The 20,280-nt window shown below is 71.7% G+C and carries 17 protein-coding genes; 6 read left to right on the forward strand and 11 right to left on the reverse strand.

What is annotated here, in order from left to right:
• Positions 1-65: 65 nt before the first annotated feature.
• From ACGFMK_RS41175 to htpG, 3 genes are all read right to left on the reverse strand, one after another.
• Positions 66-500, reverse strand: a complete 435-nt coding sequence (locus ACGFMK_RS41175) for a DUF6292 family protein (RefSeq protein WP_392774964.1) — start codon at positions 498-500, stop codon at positions 66-68.
• 119 nt (positions 501-619) lie between these two features.
• Positions 620-1,255 carry a phosphoribosyltransferase gene (locus ACGFMK_RS41180; protein ID WP_392774965.1) on the reverse strand — a complete coding sequence of 212 codons (636 nt, stop codon included), beginning with the start codon at positions 1,253-1,255 and terminating at the stop codon, positions 620-622.
• 469 nt (positions 1,256-1,724) lie between these two features.
• The gene (gene htpG / locus ACGFMK_RS41185) at positions 1,725-3,647 is read right to left on the reverse strand and encodes a molecular chaperone HtpG (RefSeq protein ID WP_392774967.1); all 1,923 of its coding nucleotides are present in this window, start codon (positions 3,645-3,647) and stop codon (positions 1,725-1,727) included.
• 157 nt (positions 3,648-3,804) lie between these two features.
• On the opposite strand from htpG, the gene ACGFMK_RS41190 reads away from it, so the two are divergent.
• From ACGFMK_RS41190 to ACGFMK_RS41205, 4 genes are all read left to right on the forward strand, one after another.
• A complete protein-coding gene (locus tag ACGFMK_RS41190; RefSeq protein WP_392774969.1) occupies positions 3,805-4,758 on the forward strand; it encodes an alpha/beta hydrolase family esterase in 954 nt (317 codons plus the stop codon).
• A 122-nt stretch (positions 4,759-4,880) separates the two neighbouring features.
• The gene (locus ACGFMK_RS41195; RefSeq protein ID WP_328456322.1) at positions 4,881-5,342 is read left to right on the forward strand and encodes an HNH endonuclease; all 462 of its coding nucleotides are present in this window, start codon (positions 4,881-4,883) and stop codon (positions 5,340-5,342) included.
• Positions 5,343-5,462: 120 nt separating this feature from the next.
• A complete protein-coding gene (locus tag ACGFMK_RS41200; RefSeq protein WP_392774971.1) occupies positions 5,463-6,818 on the forward strand; it encodes a protein kinase in 1,356 nt (451 codons plus the stop codon).
• A gap of 51 nt (positions 6,819-6,869) precedes the next feature.
• Positions 6,870-7,199, forward strand: a complete 330-nt coding sequence (locus tag ACGFMK_RS41205) for a hypothetical protein (protein ID WP_392774973.1) — start codon at positions 6,870-6,872, stop codon at positions 7,197-7,199.
• On the opposite strand, the gene ACGFMK_RS41210 is transcribed toward ACGFMK_RS41205, so the two are convergent.
• The gene (locus ACGFMK_RS41210; protein ID WP_392774975.1) at positions 7,190-8,116 is read right to left on the reverse strand and encodes a LysR family transcriptional regulator; all 927 of its coding nucleotides are present in this window, start codon (positions 8,114-8,116) and stop codon (positions 7,190-7,192) included. The genes ACGFMK_RS41205 and ACGFMK_RS41210 overlap by 10 nt on opposite strands.
• 72 nt (positions 8,117-8,188) lie before the next feature.
• Here ACGFMK_RS41210 and ACGFMK_RS41215 point away from each other — a divergent pair, with 72 nt between their 5' ends.
• Positions 8,189-9,136, forward strand: coding sequence for a DMT family transporter (locus tag ACGFMK_RS41215; protein WP_392774976.1), 948 nt, complete (start codon positions 8,189-8,191; stop codon positions 9,134-9,136).
• On the opposite strand, the gene ACGFMK_RS41220 is transcribed toward ACGFMK_RS41215, so the two are convergent.
• From ACGFMK_RS41220 to ACGFMK_RS41250, 7 genes are read right to left on the reverse strand one after another with little or no spacing between them, the layout of a single operon-like run.
• Entirely contained in the window at positions 9,042-10,868 is a 1,827-nt protein-coding gene (locus ACGFMK_RS41220; protein ID WP_392774978.1) for an exo-alpha-sialidase, read from the reverse strand. The genes ACGFMK_RS41215 and ACGFMK_RS41220 overlap by 95 nt on opposite strands.
• A 2-nt stretch (positions 10,869-10,870) precedes the next feature.
• Positions 10,871-12,814, reverse strand: a complete 1,944-nt coding sequence (locus ACGFMK_RS41225) for a beta-galactosidase (RefSeq protein WP_392774979.1) — start codon at positions 12,812-12,814, stop codon at positions 10,871-10,873.
• A complete protein-coding gene (locus ACGFMK_RS41230) occupies positions 12,814-13,737 on the reverse strand; it encodes a dihydrodipicolinate synthase family protein (RefSeq protein ID WP_392774981.1) in 924 nt (307 codons plus the stop codon). The genes ACGFMK_RS41225 and ACGFMK_RS41230 overlap by 1 nt, the downstream gene beginning before the upstream one ends.
• Positions 13,737-14,696, reverse strand: a complete 960-nt coding sequence (locus ACGFMK_RS41235; protein ID WP_392774983.1) for an oligopeptide/dipeptide ABC transporter ATP-binding protein — start codon at positions 14,694-14,696, stop codon at positions 13,737-13,739. The genes ACGFMK_RS41230 and ACGFMK_RS41235 overlap by 1 nt, the downstream gene beginning before the upstream one ends.
• Positions 14,693-16,597, reverse strand: a complete 1,905-nt coding sequence (locus tag ACGFMK_RS41240; RefSeq protein WP_392774985.1) for a dipeptide/oligopeptide/nickel ABC transporter permease/ATP-binding protein — start codon at positions 16,595-16,597, stop codon at positions 14,693-14,695. Before ACGFMK_RS41240 ends, ACGFMK_RS41235 begins: the two co-directional genes overlap by 4 nt.
• On the reverse strand, positions 16,594-17,553 hold the full coding sequence (locus tag ACGFMK_RS41245) for an ABC transporter permease (protein ID WP_392774987.1): 960 nt from the start codon (positions 17,551-17,553) through the stop codon (positions 16,594-16,596). The genes ACGFMK_RS41240 and ACGFMK_RS41245 overlap by 4 nt, the downstream gene beginning before the upstream one ends.
• Positions 17,554-17,569: 16 nt before the next feature.
• On the reverse strand, positions 17,570-19,165 hold the full coding sequence (locus ACGFMK_RS41250) for an ABC transporter substrate-binding protein (protein WP_392774989.1): 1,596 nt from the start codon (positions 19,163-19,165) through the stop codon (positions 17,570-17,572).
• 142 nt (positions 19,166-19,307) lie between these two features.
• On the opposite strand from ACGFMK_RS41250, the gene ACGFMK_RS41255 reads away from it, so the two are divergent.
• Positions 19,308-20,033, forward strand: coding sequence for a FadR/GntR family transcriptional regulator (locus tag ACGFMK_RS41255; protein ID WP_392774991.1), 726 nt, complete (start codon positions 19,308-19,310; stop codon positions 20,031-20,033).
• Positions 20,034-20,280: the final 247 nt, after the last annotated feature.

The raw sequence follows: 20,280 nt of genomic DNA on the forward strand, positions 1-20,280 counted from the left end.
GGACGGTTTTCGCCCGGCCGCCGCAGTGTGTCCGATGTAGACGGACGGTGTCCGTGGATCGCGCCTCAGGCCTGGCCTTCCGGCAGGCAGATGCTTTTCCCGGCGTAGGCGGCGAGCCGCTCGTCGAAGCCGTCGGCGCTGCCCGGTCTTCGGAAGTTCGGCGGGTCGGGCCGCCCCGGGTAGCTGCCGCCGTAGAGGTCGCGTACGAATTCCGCGACGGCGCACGGGTCCGGCAGCAGATCCTCGCCGAGGTAGGCGAGTACCACCACGTCTTCCCCGGACGCCGACTCGACGACCGCGGCCCAGCCGTCGCGCTCGTCCCACAGCAGCGCCGTCTCGTGGTCCGGGAACCGCTCGAGCGGCTGTTCCAGCGCGAGGTAGGCGGTGGCGGGCACCTCGACCTCGCAGAACCAGGCGGGCGCGTCGAGCTTGCTCGCGACGGCGAGCAGGTACTGCCGCAGTCCGAGCGCCGCTGCGCCGAGTCCGTCCCGTTCCGTCATGACACCTGCCCATCCGTCGGATCCCCGGCCCGGAGATACCCCGCCCCCGGCGGGCTCAACCGGGAATTCCCCAGGTGGAGCAGCACGTCACGGCGCGTCCTCAGTGGAACCGCCGAGCGTCACCGGGCGAGCAGGGCCAGCACCTCCTCGTCGCGGGTCTGGCGGAAATCGGCGTACCACTGACCGACCGAGCGAAACTCCGGCGGCTCGACGACGCAGACGACGTCGTCGGCCTCGGGCAGCAGCGCGGCCGCGCCCGGGGCGCAGACCGGCGCCGCGAAGACCATGGTCGACGGCCCGCCGGCCCGCAGATCGCGCAGCGCGGCCCGTGCGGTGACACCGGTGGCGAGCCCGTCGTCGACGAGGATCACGTCCCGGCCGGCGCAGACCACCGGCCCGCGGCCCGCGCGATAACGCCCGAGCCGGCGGCGCGCTTCGGCCCGTTCGCGGTTTTCCGTCCGCGCCAGCCGGCCGGTGGTGAGTTTCAGCGCGTGCAGGCTCGCTTCGGCGTAGATGGCCGGGCCGTAGGGCGTCACCGCGCCGACGCCGTACTCCCGGTGCCCCGGCGCACCGATCTTCCGCGCGACCGCGACGTCCAGTTCGGCCCCGAGCACCCGGGCGACGACGGCCGCCACCGGCATCCCGCCGCGAGCGAGGCCGAGCACCAGCGGATCGGCCCAGGTGCGGCGCGCGAGCTCCCGCGCCAGCCGCCGGCCGCCGTCCTCCCGGTTGGCGAACACCTGCGAAGCGGGCACGAGAACTCCTCTCACCCGTGGTGCGCTCACGGGTGAGTGTCCTCCTCGACGGGCCGTGGGAGGAGTCTCTCCAGGTGGGCCGCCGCGGACGAATCCGGGACGGCGAATCCACCGCCGGGGCGGACAGATCCGCGCCAACGCGAGCCGACCGGGCGGGCTCTCGGCGGCAGAGCCGGACATGCCGCGCGGCGACGTCCGGCCAGATCGCCGCAGGTCGAAGCCTGAGTCCGGCACGCTGGTATCGCCCCGGGCAAGCCAGGGCATCAGCCGATTGCCTGAGGTCTGTCACCGCGGGCTGATCCGAGGCCGGCACGCGGACGCTGCCGAGGACCAAGCCGGCCCCAGCAGGTAGCTCCCGGGGCGAACCACCGCGACCGAATCCGGCACCGGCGCAACCGAGAACGAAACCAGGCGCCGGTCCATCGGCCCAGAGGCCCGGGCGAGGAAGTGCTCGCCCGGGCCGGCGGTCTCAGAGGGTCTTCTCCAGCCGGTTGGCCAGCAGCTTGATGAAGCGAGCCGGATCACCCAGTTCGCCGCCTTCGGCGAGCAGGGCCATTCCGTAGAGCAGCTCGGCCGTCTCGGCGAGGCCCTCGTCTTCCGGGCGCGCGCTGTGCGCCTCGCGCAGGCCCGTGACCAGGGCGTGCTCCGGGTTCAGCTCCAGGATCCGCTTGATCGGCGGCAGCTCCTGGCCCATCGCGCGGTACATCTTCTCGAGCGTCGGGGTCAGGTCGTGGGTGTCGCCGACGATGCAGGCCGGGGACGTCGTCAGCCGCGACGAGAGCCGGACCTCCTTGACGTCCTCGCCCAGCGACGTGCCCATCCACGACAGCAGGCCTTCGAACTCCTTCTGCTGCTGCTCGCGGGCGACCTCGGTGGCCTTCTTGTCCTCCTCCGAGTCCAGGTCGACCTGGCCCTTGGCGATGGACTGGAACTGCTTGCCGTCGAAGCCCGGCACCGCGTCGACCCACATCTCGTCGATCGGGTCGGTGAGCACGAGGACCTCGTAGCCCTTGGCCCGGAACGCCTCCATGTGCGGCGAGTTCTCGACGGCCGAGCGCGACTCGCCGGTCATGTAGTAGATGTACTCCTGGCCGTCCTTCATCCGCTCGACGTACTCGCGCAGGGAGGTCGGCTTCTCGGCGTCGTGCGTCGACGGGAACGACGAGATCTCGAGGATCGCTTCGCGGTTCTCGAAGTCGTCGAGCAGGCCTTCCTTGACCGCGCGGCCGAACTCGCGCCAGAACGTCGCGTACTTCTCGGCGTCGGCGGACATCATCGACTTGACCGTCGAGAGGACCTTCTTCACCAGGCGACGGCGGATCAGCTGGATCTGGCGGTCCTGCTGCAGGATCTCCCGCGACACGTTGAGCGAGAGGTCCTGCGCGTCGACGACGCCCTTGACGAACCGCAGGTACTCGGGGACGAGCGACTCGCAGTCGTCCATGATGAAGACGCGCTTCACGTAGAGCTGCACGCCGCGCTTGCGCTCCCGCAGGAACAGGTCCATCGGCGCGTGCGACGGCAGGAACAGCAGCGCCTGGTACTCGAACGTGCCCTCGGCCTGCAGCCGGATGGTCTCCAGCGGGTCCTGCCAGTCGTGGCTGACGTGCTTGTAGAACTCGCTGTACTCCTCTTCGGTGACCTCGCTCGACGAGCGCGCCCACAGCGCCTTCATCGAGTTCACCGTCTCGACCGCCGGCTCGGCGGGCTCTTCGCCCTCGGCGGCCGGCGCCGCTTGCGCCGTCATCCGGATCGGCCAGGTGATGAAGTCCGAGTACTTCTTCACGATCTCCCGGATCTTCGCCGGGGACGTGTAGTCGTACAGGGCGTCTTCGGTGTCCTCCGGCTTGAGGTGCAGCGTGACCGCGGTGCCCTGCGGCGCGTCCTCGACCGGCTCGATCGTGTAGGTGCCCTCGCCCGCCGACTCCCAGCGGACGCCCTCGGCGCTGCCCGCGTGGCGCGTCACGAGGGTGACCTTGTCGGCGACCATGAAGCTCGCGTAGAACCCGACGCCGAACTGGCCGATCAGGTCCTGCGACGCGGCCGCGTCCTTCGCCTCCTTGAGCTTGGCCAGGAAGTCGGCGGTGCCGGACTTCGCGATCGTGCCGATCAGGCCGACGACGTCGTCCCGGGTCATGCCGATGCCGTTGTCCCGCACCGTCAGCGTGCGCTCGGCCGGGTCCGACTCGATCGTGATGTGCAGATCGGCGGTGTCCGCCACGAGGTCCTTGTCGCGGTACGACTCCAGCCGCAGCTTGTCGAGGGCGTCCGAAGCGTTCGACACCAGTTCCCGCAGGAACGTGTCCTTGTTCGAATAGATCGAATGGATCATCAGCTGGAGCAGCTGACGCGCCTCGGACTGGAACTCGAGCGTCTCGATCGGGGTGGTCACGGTCTTCCTTCCGGGTTCGGCGAACGCATCGATCGTACCGAGGGGGTCCGACGGTCCCGGCCGTCACCCGGCCGCGCACTTTATGAACGCAATGTAGGTGGGCCGCCACCGCCGGTGTGATGCTGGCCACGCCCTGCTGCCGATCAAGGAGGATCGAGTGCCCGGACGCTTCCCCCGGCCCCGGTGGGCGGCCGCGTTCGCCGCGGCCTGCGCGCTGACCACCGGTTTCGCCGCGCCCGCCATCGCTTCGACGCCCCAGGGGGTCGTCGACCACCCCGTCCGCACCACCGGCTGCGGCCGCGCGGCCCCGGTCCCGGCCGGGGTGACGACGACCCAGCACATCACCTCGGGCGGCCTCGACCGCACGTACACCCTGCACCTGCCGGCGCACTACAACCCGCGCCGGTCGTACCCGGTGCTCCTGTCGTTCCACGGGCACAAGCGCACCTCGCGGTACCAGGAGGAGCTGTCCGGCTTCTCGGCGCTGGACGCGATCTCGGTCTACCCGCAGGGCCTCGTCGGCACCGACGGCGAGACCGCCTGGACCGGGGCGCCCTACTCGGCCGCGGCCGACGACGTCCTGCTCACCAGCGACCTCGTCACGAAGCTGCAGAAGACGCTGTGCGTCGACGCGAACCGCGTCTTCGCCGCCGGGAAGTCCAACGGCGGCGGGTTCGTCGGCGTGCTGGCCTGCCGCCTGGCGAGCCGGATCGCGGCGTTCGCCCCGGTGTCCGGCGCCTTCTACCCGCAGGGCGGCGCCTGTCACCCGAGCCGGCCGGTGCCGATCCTCGACTTCCACGGCACGGCCGACACGACCATCCCCTACACCGGCGTCCCGGAGAAGGGCCTGCCGGCCATCCCGGACTGGCTCGCCGCGTGGTCCACAAGGGACGGTTGCCGCGCCGGGCCGGTGTCGTGGACGCCGGTGAAGGGTGTCGTCGCGCAGAAGTGGCTCGGCTGCGACCGGCGCGGCACCGTCGAGCACTACCGCGTCGAAGGCGCCGGGCACGTCTGGCCGAGCACCAAGCCGAACCTCGACTCGGCGACGCCGACGGTCATCGACGCGACCCCGGTGATCTGGCGGTTCCTGAAGAGCCACCCGCTGCGTTGAAACGGGATTGACGCCCCTCGCGCGACTCGGCGACCATGAACGCGTCGTTTCGCGGAAAGCCGCCCGGATCACCGCGATCCGGGCGGCTTTTCGCGTCCGTTCCCGAAGAAGGAAGTCGCGCCATGGGGGTTCTCGTCCTCAACGCCGGTTACGAGCCGCTGCACACCGTTTCCGTCCCGCACGCCATCCGCATGCTGGTACGGGACGTCGCCGTCGTCCACGAGGCCGAAGACGGTCTCGCGTACGGCCTGTTCCCGCGCCCGAAGATCGTGCGGTTACTGCGTTACGTCGTCATGAAGTGGCGATATACGCAGCCGCCGCGCTGGTCCCGGCGCGGGGTGCTGGCGCGTGACGGGCACCGCTGCGCCTACTGCGGGCAGCGCGCGACGACGATCGACCACGTGGTGCCGCTGAGCCGCGGCGGCGCGCGGACCGACTGGCTCAACACGGTCGCCGCGTGCGGCGGGACGGCGCGCAGCTGCAACGCCCGCAAGGCCGACAAGCTGCCCGCCGAGGCCGGGATGAAGCTGCGGATCACCCCGCGCGTCCCGTCCTGGGACCAGCTGCACCCGCTCGGCGCGTGAACGCAGGGGCGGCCTGCTCGTCGGCGAGGCGGCGGGCAGGCCGTTAAGCTCGAACCGATCGGTCCCCGGATCCGTGTCACCGGGGAAGGCCTGGGCGAGCACCGGTACCGGAGGATCGTCGTGACCGAGGCAGGACAGCTGATCGCCGGGCGCTACCGGCTGGTCGACCGGATCGGCCAGGGCGCGATGGGCGTCGTCTGGCGTGCCCGCGACGAGCGGCTCGACCGGGTCGTCGCGGTGAAGCAGCTGGGCTACGACCCGTCCGGCGGCGGCCAGGGCGGCCCGCGGGCGCTGCGGGAGGCGCGGCTCACCGCGCGGCTGCGGCACCCGCACGCCATCACCGTGCACGACGTCGTCGAGCACGACGGCGCGCCGTACCTGGTGATGGAGTACCTGCCCTCGCGCAGCCTCGCGGACGTCCTGCTGGAGCGGGAAACCCTGCCGGCCGACCAGGTCGCGCGCATCGGCGAACAGGTCGCTTCGGCGCTCGCCGCCGCACACGCCGAAGGCATCGTGCACCGGGACGTCACGCCCGGCAACGTCCTGCTGGCCCCCGACGGCGTCACGAAGATCGCCGACTTCGGCATCTCCCGCGCCACCGGTGAAGGGTCCGTGACCGGCGGCGGGTTCATCGCCGGCACCCCCGCCTACCTGGCGCCCGAGGTCGCCGGAGGCGTCGAAGCCGGGTTCCCCGCGGACGTCTTCTCCCTCGGCGCCACGCTCTACCGCGCGCTGGAGAGCACCCCGCCGTTCGGCACCGAGGACAACACCATCGTCCTGCTGCGGCGGATCGCCCAGGACGACGTCATCCCGCCGAAGCACACCGGCCCGCTGGCCGAGGTCCTCGGGCGGCTCCTGCAGCGGGACCCCGAGCGGCGGCCGGCGATGGCCGAGGTGCAGGAGCTGTTCGAGGCGGTCACCGGCGGCCGTCCGCTGCCGCCGCCCCGTGTCGCTCCCCAGGTCGGGACGCGCCTGCTGCAGGTCCGCAAGCCACGGCGGGGACTCCTCCTGGCCGGCGCGGCGGGGGCGTTGCTGCTGGCCCTGGGGATCGTCATCGGCACGGTCCTGGTGCCCGGCAGCACCCCGGTGGCCGCGCCGGCGCCCGCGCCGTCCACCACCGCTCCCCCGTCGACGACCCCGGTCACCAGCTCCTCGGCTCCGGCGGACCTCGGGTGCGCGGCCGACTACCGGGTGACGAACTCCTGGCCCGGCGGTTACCAGGTCGAGGTCACCGTGCGCAACGACCGGGCGGTCGGCCTCCTCGGCTGGCGCGTCAACTGGACCCTGCCCCGCGGCCACCACATCACGGGCCTGTGGAACGGGACCTTCACCGTCGACGGCTCGACCGTCACGGTCGACAACGCGGACTGGAACGCGAAGCTCGACGCGAACGGCTCGACGTCGTTCGGCCTGACCGCGCTGACGGGCCAGGGCAACGGCGCCGCGCGCCCGGAGCTGACCTGCAAAACGCTCTGAGCACCCGGAAGCACCTGTCGCCCGGGGCCCGCGCTCTGCGATAGTCGGACGGTGCACCTGAGAGCCAGGCGGCGATCGCTCCGCTTCGACGGCCACACCGTCACCCTCAGCATCGCGACGAAGAGCTGGTTCCTCCTCCCGGACGACACCAAGAACACGTTCCCGGTCGAGAAGATCAGCAAGATCCAGCACACGCCGCCGACGGCCTGGAAGCCCGGCAAGATCGTGTTCGTGGTCCCAGACTCGGCGGCGGACGTCGTGACGAACGTGCCGCTGTTCGCCGACAAGCTGGCCGGAAACACGTTCCTGTACCCGTACGGGATGCGCGCGAAGGTCGCGAAGTTCCTGGAAGCCGTGGAAAAGGCGCGGCCTCAGAAGTAGCGTTCCGCCCATTCCCGGGCCGAGCGCTCCAGCTGGTCGAGCACGGTCCGGATGTCCGGGCGCCGCGCGGTGCCCGTCCGGGTCAGCGCGAACACCTTGCGTGTCAACGGTTCCTCGAGCGGGTGCAGGCTGACCCCGGGCGGTCCGTCCGGCAACGCCATGGCGGGCACCAAGGCCACGCCCGCGCCGGACGCGGCGAGCGCGACGAGGACCGCGAAATCGCTCGCCTCCGCCGCCACCGGCGGCACGAAACCCGCCGCGCCGCAGGCCCGGTGGATCATCTCGCGGCACGAAAGGTCGGCGGCGGGGACGAGCCACGGATGCCCCGCGAACCGCTCGAGCCGCACGGGTTCGCCGGGCGCCAAGCCGGACGACGCGGCGCGAGCCGGGTCGAGCGCCAGCAGCACCGGGTCCTCCAGCAGCCGCCGGTCCTCGCAGCCCGGCGGGATGCTGCGCGGCAGCAGCGAATAACTGTGCACCAGCGCGATGTCGACCTCCTGGCGGCGCAGCGACTCCAGCGCGTCGTCCGGCTCCTGCTGGACCAGGCGCAGCGAGACCGTCCCCGCTTCCCGGAGCCCGGCCCACGCCGACGGCAGCAGCCGCCGGGCCGCCGAGGCGAACGAGGCCAGCCGGACCGTGCCGGTGCCGCCGTGCTCGGACACGGCCGCCATCGCCGACTCCGCGGCGGCGAGGTCGTCGAGGAGCACCTCGGCGTGCGACACCAGCAGCCGCCCGGCCGGGGTGAAGGCCAGGGTGCGGCCCTGCTTCTCCAGCAGCGGCGTGCCCGCTTCCCGTTCGAGAGCGGCCAGGTGCTGCGAGACGGCCGGGCCGGTCAGGTGCAGCGCGGCCGCGGTCGCGGCCACCGTCCCGTGCTGCGAGAGGCCGTGCAGGATGCGCAGGCGGCGGAGATCCAACATTAAGTCAGGCTTTCTCTTCAGCGAAGAAACCGTAACTGGTACTTCAGCATCGTCCGGCCGACGATAGACCTCGTGAAGCGCACTCTCAAGGCAACCGTCGCCCTGGCCGTCACCGTCGTCCTGTGGGCCTCGGCATTCCCGGCGATCAAGGTGGGTCTCGACGGCTACGGCGTCGCCGGGCTGTCGTTCGCCCGGCTCGCGGTGGCCTCGGCGGTCCTCCTGCTGGCCGCGCCCCTGCTGGGCGTGCGGCGGCCGCGCGCGGCCGATCTGCCGCTGATCGCGGTGTGCGGGCTGGCCGGGATGAGCGCGTACCAGGTGCTGCTCAACTGGGGTGAGGTACACGTCCCGGCGGGCACGGCGAGCCTGCTCGTGTCGGTGGCGCCGGTGTTCAGCGTGCTGCTCGCGACGGCGTTCCTGGGCGAGCGGCTGACCACCGCGAAGGTGGCGGGCAGCGCGGTGGCCCTCGGCGGCAGCGCGCTCATCGCCATCGGCGGCGGCCTGGGGTACTCGGGCGCCGCGTGGGCCGTCCTGGCCGCCGCCGCGGTCCAGGGCGTCTACCACTTCGGCAGCAAGCCGCTGCTCAAGCGCTACACCGGACTCGAAGTCGCCTGCTACGCGATGTGGGCCGGGACGCTGTTCCTGCTCCCGCTCGCACCCGCGGCCCTGCGCGGTGTCGAGGCGGCACCGCCGGGCGCGACCCTCGCCGTCGTGTTCCTCGGCGTGCTGCCCTCGGCCGCCGGGTTCGTCGCGTGGGGTTACGCCGTCGCGCGGCACACCATCGCCGTCGCGACGGGCGCGCTCTACCTCGTCCCCGCCGTCGCCCTCCTCGTGGCGTTCGTCTGGCTCGGCGAGACGCCGACCTGGGTGGACGCCGCCGGCGGTGCGCTCAGCATCGCCGGCGTCGTCCTTCTCTCCCTCGGCTCCCTCAGCCGCGGACCCGGTCGAACGGCAGCCGCAGCACCTGACCGGCCGGAACCGGTGCGTTCCGCAGGCGGATCGCGTCGAGTTCCGTCGCCGTGAGCGCACGGCGGTAGAAGCGGACCTCGTCGAACGAGCCGTTCCAGCGGTAGGCGTTGTCCAGCCGCTGACCCAGCTGCAGCTGGAACGAGACGGTCTGGCTGACCGAGCCGGCCACCGCGGTTCCGGACGCGACCTGGGTGCCGTCCACCCTGAGCAGCAGGTTGCCGCCGGTCCGCTCCAGGGCGACGTGGTGCCAGGCCTGATCGTCGTAGGCCTGAGCCGACGAGACCGAAGCGCTCCCGGCCGACGTCGTCATCATCGCGATCAACCGATGGTTCGCCGGTTCACCGCGCAGCCAGAGCTGGGGTGCCGTCGTGCCCATCCCGCCGAGCCAGAACAGGACCTGGTTGCCCTTCGTGGCGCCGTAGCGGAACCAGCCGGTCCACGTCAGGTCGCCGGCACCCGGGGGCTGCGCCGGGTCGTACGGCACGCGGACGTAGTCGTCGACGCCGTCGAGCGTCAGGCCGCCGCCGAACCGGCCGGCCGCCACCGAGGCGCCGCCCAGCACCCGGGCGTCGGCGTGCTCCGAAACGTCCGGTGTGGACGGTCCCGCCGAGTTGTGACGCCCCAGGTATTCCTCGTTGAACCGCGCGAAACGGATCTCGTCGCGGGCGTCGACGGCACCCCCTTCGTACAGGAGGCCGATCTCCGAGCCGCTGATCGCCACCAGGTCCGAATAGCCGGACCAGTCCGTCGTGATCCGGGTGCCCTGCTCGGCGTTCTCCCAGGTCCGGCCGTTGTCGTACGACGAGCGGAGCATCATCCAGCGGCGCCGGTCGGTGTCCGACGGTGACGAGAACAGGAGGCGGTCGCCGACACGCACGATCGCTCCCTGCACCATCGGCGTCACCAGGTCGGGGATGGTCGTGAAGGACCTGGAGAACGTCTCACCGCCGTCGCGGCTGAGGGCGTAGTCCCGGTTGCCGATGTCGGTGCCGCCCTGCTCGCGGCCGCCGGCGTAGATCGAGCCGTCGGCCAGCTCGACGACGGTGACTTCGGACGGCTTCTGGGTGTACATCCCGCCGACCGGGTGCGGGTAGCTGTTCACGGCGCCGACGTGCCAGCTGCGGCCGCCGTCGTCGCTGTAGACGAGCCCGGCGTGGTTCTCGATCGAGTGGGTGCCGTCGCTGGTCTCGGCGTTGACGCCGAACACCAGGCGCCCCGCGTGACGCCCCTTCGTCAGCTGGATCCCGTGCACCGGCCCGGACGCGTACCACGAGTCCCAGCCCGGCAGCTTCGCCTGGGCGCTGATGTCGACGGGTGCCGACCACGTGCGGCCGTCGTCGTCGCTGTACTGCGAGTGCGGGGTGCGCGGGCACGGCACGTCGCACCCCTTGTCGTCGTCACGACCCTTGTTGTACGTCGTGATCAGGACGATCCGGCCGGTGCGACTGTCCACAATGGGCACCGGGTTGCCGTGGGTGTCGCCACCGCCGCGGTTGACGACCTGCAGGGGCGACCACGTCTTCCCGCCGTCAGCAGAGCGTTTCAGCACCAGGTCGATGTCCCCGGTGTCACCGCAGTTGTCGATGCGGCCCTCGGCGAAGGCCAGCAGCGTGCCGTGCGTGCTCTTGACGATCGCCGGGATCCGGAAGCAGCTGTAGCCGGGGTCTTGTGAAGCCTTGAACAGGACCTGCTGGTCGAACTGCGGCGCGGCCTGGGCCGGGCCCACGGCGAGCAGCGCACTCGCCAGCAGGGCCACCAGCGCGGCCCATCTCCCCAGTGTTCTCATTGTCATCCCTTCAGGACGGCGACACCTCGCGAGGCGAGCCGGACCTGGCGCAGCGGCCGTGACGGGTCGCCCAGCAGGTCCGGCGCGGCGTGCGGCAGGTCGACGGTGACCGGCGCGGTGCCGTGGTTGAGCAGCAAGAGGTAAGCGCTTTCCTCGCCGTGCCGGACGACCGCCTGGACTCCGGGCGGCGTGGCCAGCACCGGCGTCACCCCGGCTTCGGCGGTGACCCGGTCGGGCCGGGTGCCGAGGTACCAGGCGACGCCGTCCCCGAACGCGTGCCGCGTGATCGCCGGGCGCCCGGCCAGCTCACCGGAGGCGAAGGAAGCGACGACCTCGGCCCCTTCCGGCTCGATCCACTCGGACCAGAGCGTCCCGGAATCCGTTGTCCCGTCCGCGAAACGCAGGTCGACCGACGAATCCAGGGGCCAGAACTCGTCGACGCGCAGGCCGAGGACGTCCCGCAGCGGCGCGGGGTGGCCGCCGAGGTAGGCGCGGTCGTTACCGTCGACGATGCCGGTGAAGTACGAGACGACCAGGTGACCGCCGCCCGCGACGTACGCGCGCAGGTTGTCCGCGGAGGCCTGGTCCAGCAGGTACAGGTTCGGCACGACAACGAGCTGGTAGCGGGACAGGTCGCGCGAGGGGTGGACGACGTCGCACGTGATGTTGGCGTCGAAGAGCGGCGCGTAGTGCGCGAGGTGCGTCTCCAGCTGCTCCAGCGCCGCCGGGTGCGAGTCGAGCTCCAGGGCCCACCAGCTCGGCCAGTCGTGCAGGATCGCGACGCCGGCACGCACGCGCGTCCCGGCCAGCTCCGGCACGCGCGCCAGCTCCTGGCCGAGCGCGGCCGTCTCGCGGAACGTCCGGGTGCCGGGGCCGCCGTGCGGGACCATGGCCGAGTGGAACTTCTCGGCGCCGCCGCCGGTCTGGCGCCACTGGAAGAACAGGACGGCGTCGGCACCCTGGGCGATCGCCTGCCAGCTGCCGAGCCGCATCGCGCCCGGCGGCTTCGGGCTGTTGCGGAACCGCCAGTTGACCGCGCTCGGCGCCTGTTCCAGCAGCATCCACGGCCGGTCCTTTGTGGACCTCACCAGGTCGTAGGCGAACGCGGCTTCGACGTGGGCGCGCGGGTCGTAGGGGTCCGGGTAGGAGTCGAGGCTGACGACGTCCTCGTGCGGCGTCCAGGTGTGCCAGTCGAGGGCCTTCTGCACGAGGCCGACGAAGTTCGTCGTGATCGGGACGTCCGGGGTGATGCGGCGCAGTACGCGCTGCTCGGTCAGGAAGCAGCCGAGCGCGGCGTCGGAGGAGAACCGGTGGAAGTCCAGCTGCTGCGCCGGGTTCGGGAACGTCGGCGCGACGCGAGGTGGCAGGATTTCGTCCCACGCGGAGTAGCGCTGCGACCAGAACGTGGTGGTCCAGGCCTCGTTGAGCGCATCGAGCGTGCCGTAGCGGGCTTCGAGCCAGCGGCGGAAGTCCGCGGCGGATTCGTCGCAGTAGCAGGCCCGGACGTGGGAGCCGAACTCGTTCCCGACGTGCCACATCGCCAGCGCCGGGTGCCCCGCGTACCGCTCCGCCAAGGCCGAGACCAGCCGTTCGGCGTGCGAGCGGTACACCGGGCTCGAGGGGCAGAACTGCTGACGCGCACCGGGGGCGAGCCGGACGCCGTCGGCGCGCACCGGCAGGACCTCGGGGTGCGCCCGGGTCAGCCACGGCGGCGGGGACGCCGTCATCGTCGCCAGGCAGACCCGGACACCGGCCGCGGCCAGGCCGTCCATGACGTCGTCGAACCAGCCGAAGTCGTATTCCCCCGGCCTTGGCTCGACCCCGGCCCACGAGTAGATCCCCGCGGTCACCATCGTGACGCCCGCCTCGGCCATCAGCTTCAGGTCTTCGCGGCGGACTTCCTCCGGCCAGTGCTCCGGGTTGTAGTCGGCCCCGTAGCCGATCATCAGAGCAGGCCCGCCTCGGCCAGCTTCTCCTTGATCCGCAGCAGTTCCTCGTCGTCCAGCGGCAGCTGCGGCGGCGCCATGACGGCGTTGTCGATGAAGCCGCGCATCTTCATCGCGGCCTTGAACGCGCCCAGCCCGGCCGAGCCGCGGCCCATCCGGGCCGGCGGCGCCACCGACGTGATGGAGAACAGCTTCAGCAGGCGCTCCTGCTCGCGGCGAGCCGCGGCGAGGTTGCCGGACTTGAAGTGGTCGTGGATGAGGACGTACCCGACCGGGTCGACGTTGCCGAGGCCCGGGACGGCGCCGTCCGCGCCCATCGCGAGGGCGGCGTCCACGACGAGCTCGGAGCCGGTGAACACGGAGAAGGCGTCGAGACCGCGTTCGCGCCTGCCGAGCAGCACCGAGCGGAACGCCGCCTCGTCGCCGCTGGAGTCCTTCAGCCCGGCGATGACCCCGTCGGCGGCGAGGTCGAGCACCATCGCGCCGTCGAGCTTCGTGTGGACGGCGACCGGGATGTCGTAGGCGACGATCGGCAGCGCCGTCCGGTCGCGCAGCAGCCGGAAGTGCCGGTCGATCTCGGCGACGTGGGTCCGCGTGTAGTACGGCGCGGTGACGACCACGGCGTCGGCCCCGGCGGCCTCGGCGGTCTTGACGTGCTCGGCGACCCGCAACGTCGTCATGTCGATACAGCCGGCCAGCACCGGGACACGCCCGGCGACCTGCTCGACCGTCGTCTCGACGACCACGCGGCGCTGCGCGTCGGGGAGGAAGGCGACCTCGCTGGAGGAGCCGAGGACGAACACGCCGTGCACGCCGGCGTCGAGCTGGACCTCGACGTGGCGCCGCAGCGAGTCGGTGTCCACGCTGAAGTCGTCGTGGAACGGCGTGCACAGCGGCGGGACGATTCCGGCGAACTTCGGCATCAGGCGCTCACTCCGGTCGGGATCTCTGGGTGGATGCAGCGGTAGGTGTGCCCGGCCTCGCCGTCGGCGACGGCGAGCGGCGGCAGGTCGGCCGCGCATCCGTCGGTCGCCTTCGGGCAGCGGGTGCGGAACGCGCAGCCGCTCGGCGGGCGGGTCGCCGACGGCACCGGGCCGGTGAGCACGATCGGCTCGACCTGGTGCAGCAGGCTGGGCGTCGCCGAGAACAGCGCCCGGGTGTACGGGTGCCGGGCCGCCTCGGGCAGCTTCGGGGCCGGCGCCTCTTCGACGATCCGGCCCAGGTACATCGTGACGATCCGGTCGCTCATCTTCTTGACCGTCTGGATGTCGTGGGAGACGAACACCATCGCCAGCCCGAGCTGTTCGCGCAGGTCGAGCAGCAGGTTGAGGATCTGGGCGCGGACCGAGACGTCGAGCGCGGAGGTCGGCTCGTCGGCGACCAGCAGGGCCGGGCGCAGGGCCAGGGCGCGGGCGATCGCGACGCGCTGGCGCTGCCCGCCCGACAACTGGCCCGGCACGGCGTCGGCGAGGCTGTCGGGCAGGCCGACCAGCGTCATCAGCTCGCGGACGCGCTCGTCCCGCTCGTCCGGCGTGCCCACGCGGTGCACGTCGAGCGGGTCGCGGATGATCTTGGCGACGGCCAGCCGGCGGTTGAGCGCGGTGGCCGGGTCCTGGAAGACCATGCCGACCTCGCGGCCGAAGCCGCGGCCCAGCGGTTCGCCGCGGAACCGCACGGTGCCCGCGGTCGGGCGCTGCAGGCCGACGATCACCTTCGCGAGCGTCGACTTGCCGCAGCCGGACTCGCCGACAACGCCGATGGTCTCGCCCGGGTTGACGACCAGGTGGGCGTCGGTGAGGGCGTAAACGCTGTCGTGGCCGAAGAGGGTCGCGCCGCGGATCTTGTGGACGACGTGGACACCGTCGAGTTCGAGCAGGTTCACGCGGTCGCCTCCTTCTCGCGGGACAGGTCGACGGCCGGGAAGTGGCACGCGACGAGGTGCTCGACCGGCTCTCCGAAGCGCACCGGCGGCTCGTCGTGGCACTGGGTGCGGGCCGCCGGGCAGCGGTCGGCGAACCGGCAGCCCGCCGGGAACTCCGCCGGGGCCGGGACGACACCCTTGATCTGGGTGAGCCGGGCTTCGTTCTCCTCCAGCGAGAGCACCGCGCTGAGCAGGCCGCGGGTGTAGTGGTGCCGCGGCGAGCCGACCACCTCGGCGGTGGTGCCCAGCTCGGCGACCTGGCCGCCGTACATGACGACGACGCGGTCGGCGATCTCCGAGACCAGCGCGAGGTCGTGGGAGACGAGGATGAGCGCGAACCCGAGCTCCTCCTGCAGCCGCAGCAGCAGCGCCATGATCTGCGCCTGCACGGTGACGTCGAGGGCGGTGGTCGGCTCGTCCGCGACGATCAGCTTCGGGTCGCGCGACAGCGCCATCGCGATCAGGACCCGCTGGCGCTGCCCGCCCGACAGCTCGTGCGGGTAGGCCCGCAGCGTCCGGCCGGGGTCGAGGTTGACCAGCTCGAGCAGCTCCACCGGGGTGCGGGTGCCGCCGCGGCGGGTGAACTGCTTGAGCTGCGCGCGGATCGTCATCGCCGGGTTGAGCGAGCTGAGCGCGTCCTGGTAGATCATCGCGATGTCGTGGCCGAGGTGCCGCCGGCGCTCGCCGGGACGCAACGCGAGCAGGTCGCGCTGGGCGAACCGGATCCGGCCGCTCACCGTGGCCGTCGGCGGCTGCAGGCCGAGGATCGACAACGACGCCAGCGACTTGCCGCAGCCGGACTCGCCGATCAGGCCGAGCACCTCGCCCGCGCGCACGCTGAACGAGACGCCGTCGACGACGTTGACGCCCTCGTGACGGCCGGGGAAGGCGATCGCCAGCCGGTCGACCTCGAGGACCGTCTCGCGGTCGGCCAGGGAACGGGCGCCGCGGGCGAGCCGCTCCCCCGCCTCCCGCAGTCCCGCGATCGGCAGGACGGGTGCGGTATCCGCGTCTTCGCGGGCGGCGACGGCCTTCGCCACCGCGCCGGCCCGGGCGGACCGGGCTGAGGGCGCGGCCCAGGCGTCGGACACCCGCTCGGACAGGATGTTCAGCGCCAGCACGGTGATCAGGATCAGCAGGCCGGGGAACAGCGTCGCCCACCAGCCGCCGGTGAGCACCAGGTCCTTGCCGTCGGCCAGGACCGAGCCCCACGACGGGTCCGGCGGCTGGATGCCGGCGCCGATGAACGACAGCGACGCCTCGAACACGATCGCGTCGGCCACCGTGACCGTGCAGTACACCAGCACCGGGGCGGCGCAGTTGATCGCGACGTGCCGGGTCAGCACGAAGAACCGGCGGGCCCCGATGACGCGTTCGGCCGCGACGTAGTCCTCGCCGTACTGGGCCAGCACGTTCGCCCGGATCACCCGGGCCACCGGTGGCGTGTTGAGGAACCCGATGGCCAGGATCAGCACCAGGATCCCGTGCCCGAAGACCGCGACCAGCACGGCGGCCAGCGCGATGCCCGGGAACGCCATGATGACGTCGAGCACGCGCATCACCACCGCGTCGACCCGGCGGCCCGAGGTCGCCGCGAAGGCTCCGATCACCGCGCCGGACACGAGTGCGAGCGCCACCGCCCCCAGGCCGATGGCGAGCGACCAGCGGGTGCCGGCGACCAGCCGGGAGAAGATGTCCCGGCCGGACTGGTCGGTGCCGAACCAGTGCGCGGCGCTCGGGCCGCCGGTGTCGGTGCTCAGCGCGTCCGGGTTGTGCGTGGCGACGAGCGTGCCGACGACGGCGACGAGCAGCAGGACACCGAGGATCGCGAGCGCGGGCCAGGCCCCGCGAAGGCGCTTCACGAGTGGCTCCTCAGGCGCGGGTTGGCCATCAGATACAGGACGTCGACGATCAGGTTGACCAGCACGAACCCGATCGCGATGGTGATCACGAAGCCCTGCACCTTCGCGGTGTCGCCGTCCTTGACGGCCTGGATCATGTTCTGCCCCATTCCCGGCAGCGCGAACATCGTCTCGATGACGACGGCGCCGCCCAGCAGGTAGCCGACCCGCAGGCCGAGCACGGTCAGCGGGGTGACCAGCGCGTTGCGCAGCACGTTGCGGCCCACCACGACCACCGGCGGCAGCCCGCCGCCGCGCGCGGTGCGGACGTAGTCCTTGTCGAGCTCCTCGACCATCGACGTCCGGATCACCCGGGTCAGCTGCGCCGCGACCGGCAGCGCCAGGGAGACCGCGGGCAGCGTCAGCGAGTTCAGCCAGCCGCCGAAGGAGTCGGCCGGGCTGACGTACCCGCTGGTCGGGAAGAGCCCGCGGTCGACGGCCAGCCACTGGACCAGCAGCAGCGCCACCCAGAACGCCGGGGCCGCGACACCGGCGAGCGTGACGATCCGGATCAGCTTGTCCGGCCAGCGGTCGCGGAACAGCGCCGACGTCACGCCGAGCACGAGCGAGGCCACCAGCGCGAGGACCAGCCCGAGCAGGGTCAGCTGCACGGTCAGCGGCAGCGCGGTGGCGATGGTGTCGCCGACCGGCTGCTTGGTGATCACGCTGGTGCCGAAATCACCCTGCAGCAGGTGCCAGACGAAGTGCACGTACCGCAGGGGCAGCGGGTCGAGCAGGCCGTTCTCCAGCCGGAACTGCTGCAGCTGCTCGGCGGTGGCGTTCGCGCCGTCGAACGCGGCGAGCGCCGGGTCGGTCGGCGCGAACCGCATCACGACGAAGACGAACAGGATCACGCCGAGCAGCAGCGGGATCAGGGCGAGGACGCGGCTCAGCAGCATCCGCACGACGACGACCACGGGGTGTTCTCCTCGCTCAGACCGGCTTGGCCTGGTTCAGGTAGATGCCCGGGTAACCCTGGGCGCGCACGCCGCTGATCGCCTTCGGGTCCCACGCGGTACCGAGCTGGGTGAACACCACCGGGTAGATGACGGCCTGCTCGGAGATCCGGTCCAGCAGCTGCTTGGTGAGCGCCGTCCGCTTGGCTTCGTCCGCCTCCGCCGCGGCCTGGTCCTGCAGGGCCAGCAGTGACTGGGCGTCCGGGCCGGTCCAGCGGGCGTACTTGCCGGTGAGGATCGACTTGGCGTCGTAGTAGTAGCGGATCAGCAGGTCCGGGTCGTTGCCGAACTGCATCGGGTTGTTGGTCGTGGCGACGACCTGGAAGTCGGTGCCCGCGTCCAGCTTGGAGAACAGCGCCTTGGTGTCCTGGGAGTCCAAAGTGGTCTGGACGCCGATCGCGTCCCAGCCCTCCTTGATCACCTTGACGCAGTCGGCGACCAGCGAGGTGTTCGTCGTCGAGAGCGTGACCTTGAGACCGCTGACGCCGGCCTGCTGCAGCAGTTGCTTCGCCTTGTCCGGGTTGTAGGCGAAGTCCTGCGACGCCGGCTGCGAGGACGGCAGCTTCGGGTTGATGAACGACGTGCCCGGTGAGCCCGCGCCCTTCAGCCCGATCTCGACCATCTTCTTCTTGTCGATGGCGTAGTGCAGGGCCTGCCGGACCAGGTTGCTGTCGAACGGCTTGTGCGCGGTGTTGAAGAGCAGGAACAGGTTGTTGCCGCCGTCGGCGAACTCGACCGTCCGGCCCGCCGCGCGGAGCTGGTCGGCGTTGGCGGCGGGGATGTTCTCGACGATCTGCGCGTCCGGCTTCGCCCCGGAGATCGCGGCGACGCGCGGTGCGGAGTCCACGATGGACTTCCAGAGCATCTTGTCGTAGGCCGCCGGGCACGGGCCGTTGTAGTCGGCGAACTTCTCGAAGCTCGTGTGGGACAGCGGCGCCTGCTCGACGACCTTGTACGGGCCGGAGCCGACGACCTTGCCGCCCTTGGCGTCGTCCCACTTGCCGTCGAAGACGTGCTTGGGGACGATCTTGCAGCACTGGATCCGCTGCAGCGCGTACGGGAACGGGAACTTGAGGACGAACTCGACCGCGCGGTCGCCGGTCTTGCGCACCTCCCGCAGCCAGGTGGAGAAGAAGCTGTGGATCAGCACGTTCTCCTTGTCGTCGAGCGCCCGCGCGTAGGTGAAGACGACGTCGTCGGCGGTGACCGGCTGCCCGTCGTGCCACTTCGCGCCGTCGCGGAGCTCGAACTTCAGGCTCGTGCCACTCGCGTCGGGCAGCGCCTTCGCCAGGCCGGGGAACGGCGCGCGGGTGATCGGGTCACCCTCCACGAGGGACTCGTAGCAGTGCAGGATCGCGGCCATCGAGAAGGCGGACGCGGTCTGCAGCGGGTCCCACGTCTGGTTGTTGCCGTAGCCGATCACGGCGGTCAACGAGCCCGCCGAGCTGCCGGTCTTGTTGGTGGACGCGGGTCCGCCACACGCGGCGAGCACGGTGGGGAACGCCAGGGCCGCGCCGGCGAAGGTGGTGTAGCGCAGCAACTGGCGGCGGCTGAGCGACGGGCTCTGGGACATCGCTGTCTCCTGCGGGCCTCGAACGGTAGGACATGGGACGTCCTATGACCGGCGTGAGCCTAGGATGGCTTCGCGTGCCGGTCAACCCTTCTGGACGTATGACGTAGGATGTCCTCTCACGACGCATCCGGGGAGGACAGCAGTGGCCCGTCCGCAGCGCAGCGAAGAGATCACCAAGCGCATCATCGACCTGATCGTCGAACGGGAGCTCCCGCCGGGCGCGCCGATGCCGACCGAACTGAGCCTCATGGACGACATCGGGGTCAGCCGCAACTCGATCCGTGAGGCGATCAAGGCCCTGCAGGCCCTCGGCATCGTCGAGATCCGTCACGGGTACGGCACGTTCGTCGGCTCGGCGGGTTCGGAGTCGCTGCAGACCTGGCTGCTGTTCCGCACCCGGGCCCGCGGCGCGACCGACGTCGGCCGGCTGCGCGACCTGCTGGAGGTCCGCGAAATGCTGGAGACGGAGCTGACCCGCCGCGTCGCCGTCGACCACCGGCCGGAGCTGGTCGGGCAGCTGCAGGCGTGCGTCGCCCGGATGCGCCGCAAGGGCCCGGACGCCGCGGAGGCCGACCGCGAGTTCCACGACCTGATCTGCGCGGAAGCCGGCTTCGACCTGGCCCGCGAGCTCACCGGGCTGTTCTGGGACGTCTACCGCATCGCGGAGAGCGAGCTGGGCGGCCCGGCCGGCTCCCCGACGGCGACGGCCAAACGGCACCAGGTGATCGTCGACGCGCTCTTGCTGCGGGACGCGGACGCGGCGGCGGAAGCGGTGCACCGCCACTTCGACGAGGTCCGCAAACGCGCGAAAGCCGGACCGTACGGCGGTTTCGGCGTCGCCCGGCCGGTGCCGGCGGTCCATTCCTGACTCTCGGTGGTTGACCCGTTCGAGGTAACTCCCGGAAGATCGAGAACCGGGCTCAACCGTCCCGGCGTCTGGCTCGTCGGTAGTGGTGATCAACCACCACACGGAGGTGCCAGTGCGAAGAACTCTTTCGGTGCTCGCGGTCCTGCTCGCCGGTCAGGCGGGCCTGACCGGGCTCGCCCCGCCCCCCGGGGGGGCCCCCGGGGCCCCCCCCCCCCCCGCCCCCCCCCCCCCCCAAACCCCGGCCCCC

This window comes from Amycolatopsis sp. NPDC049252 (assembly GCF_043197175.1).
GTDB lineage: Bacteria > Actinomycetota > Actinomycetes > Mycobacteriales > Pseudonocardiaceae > Amycolatopsis.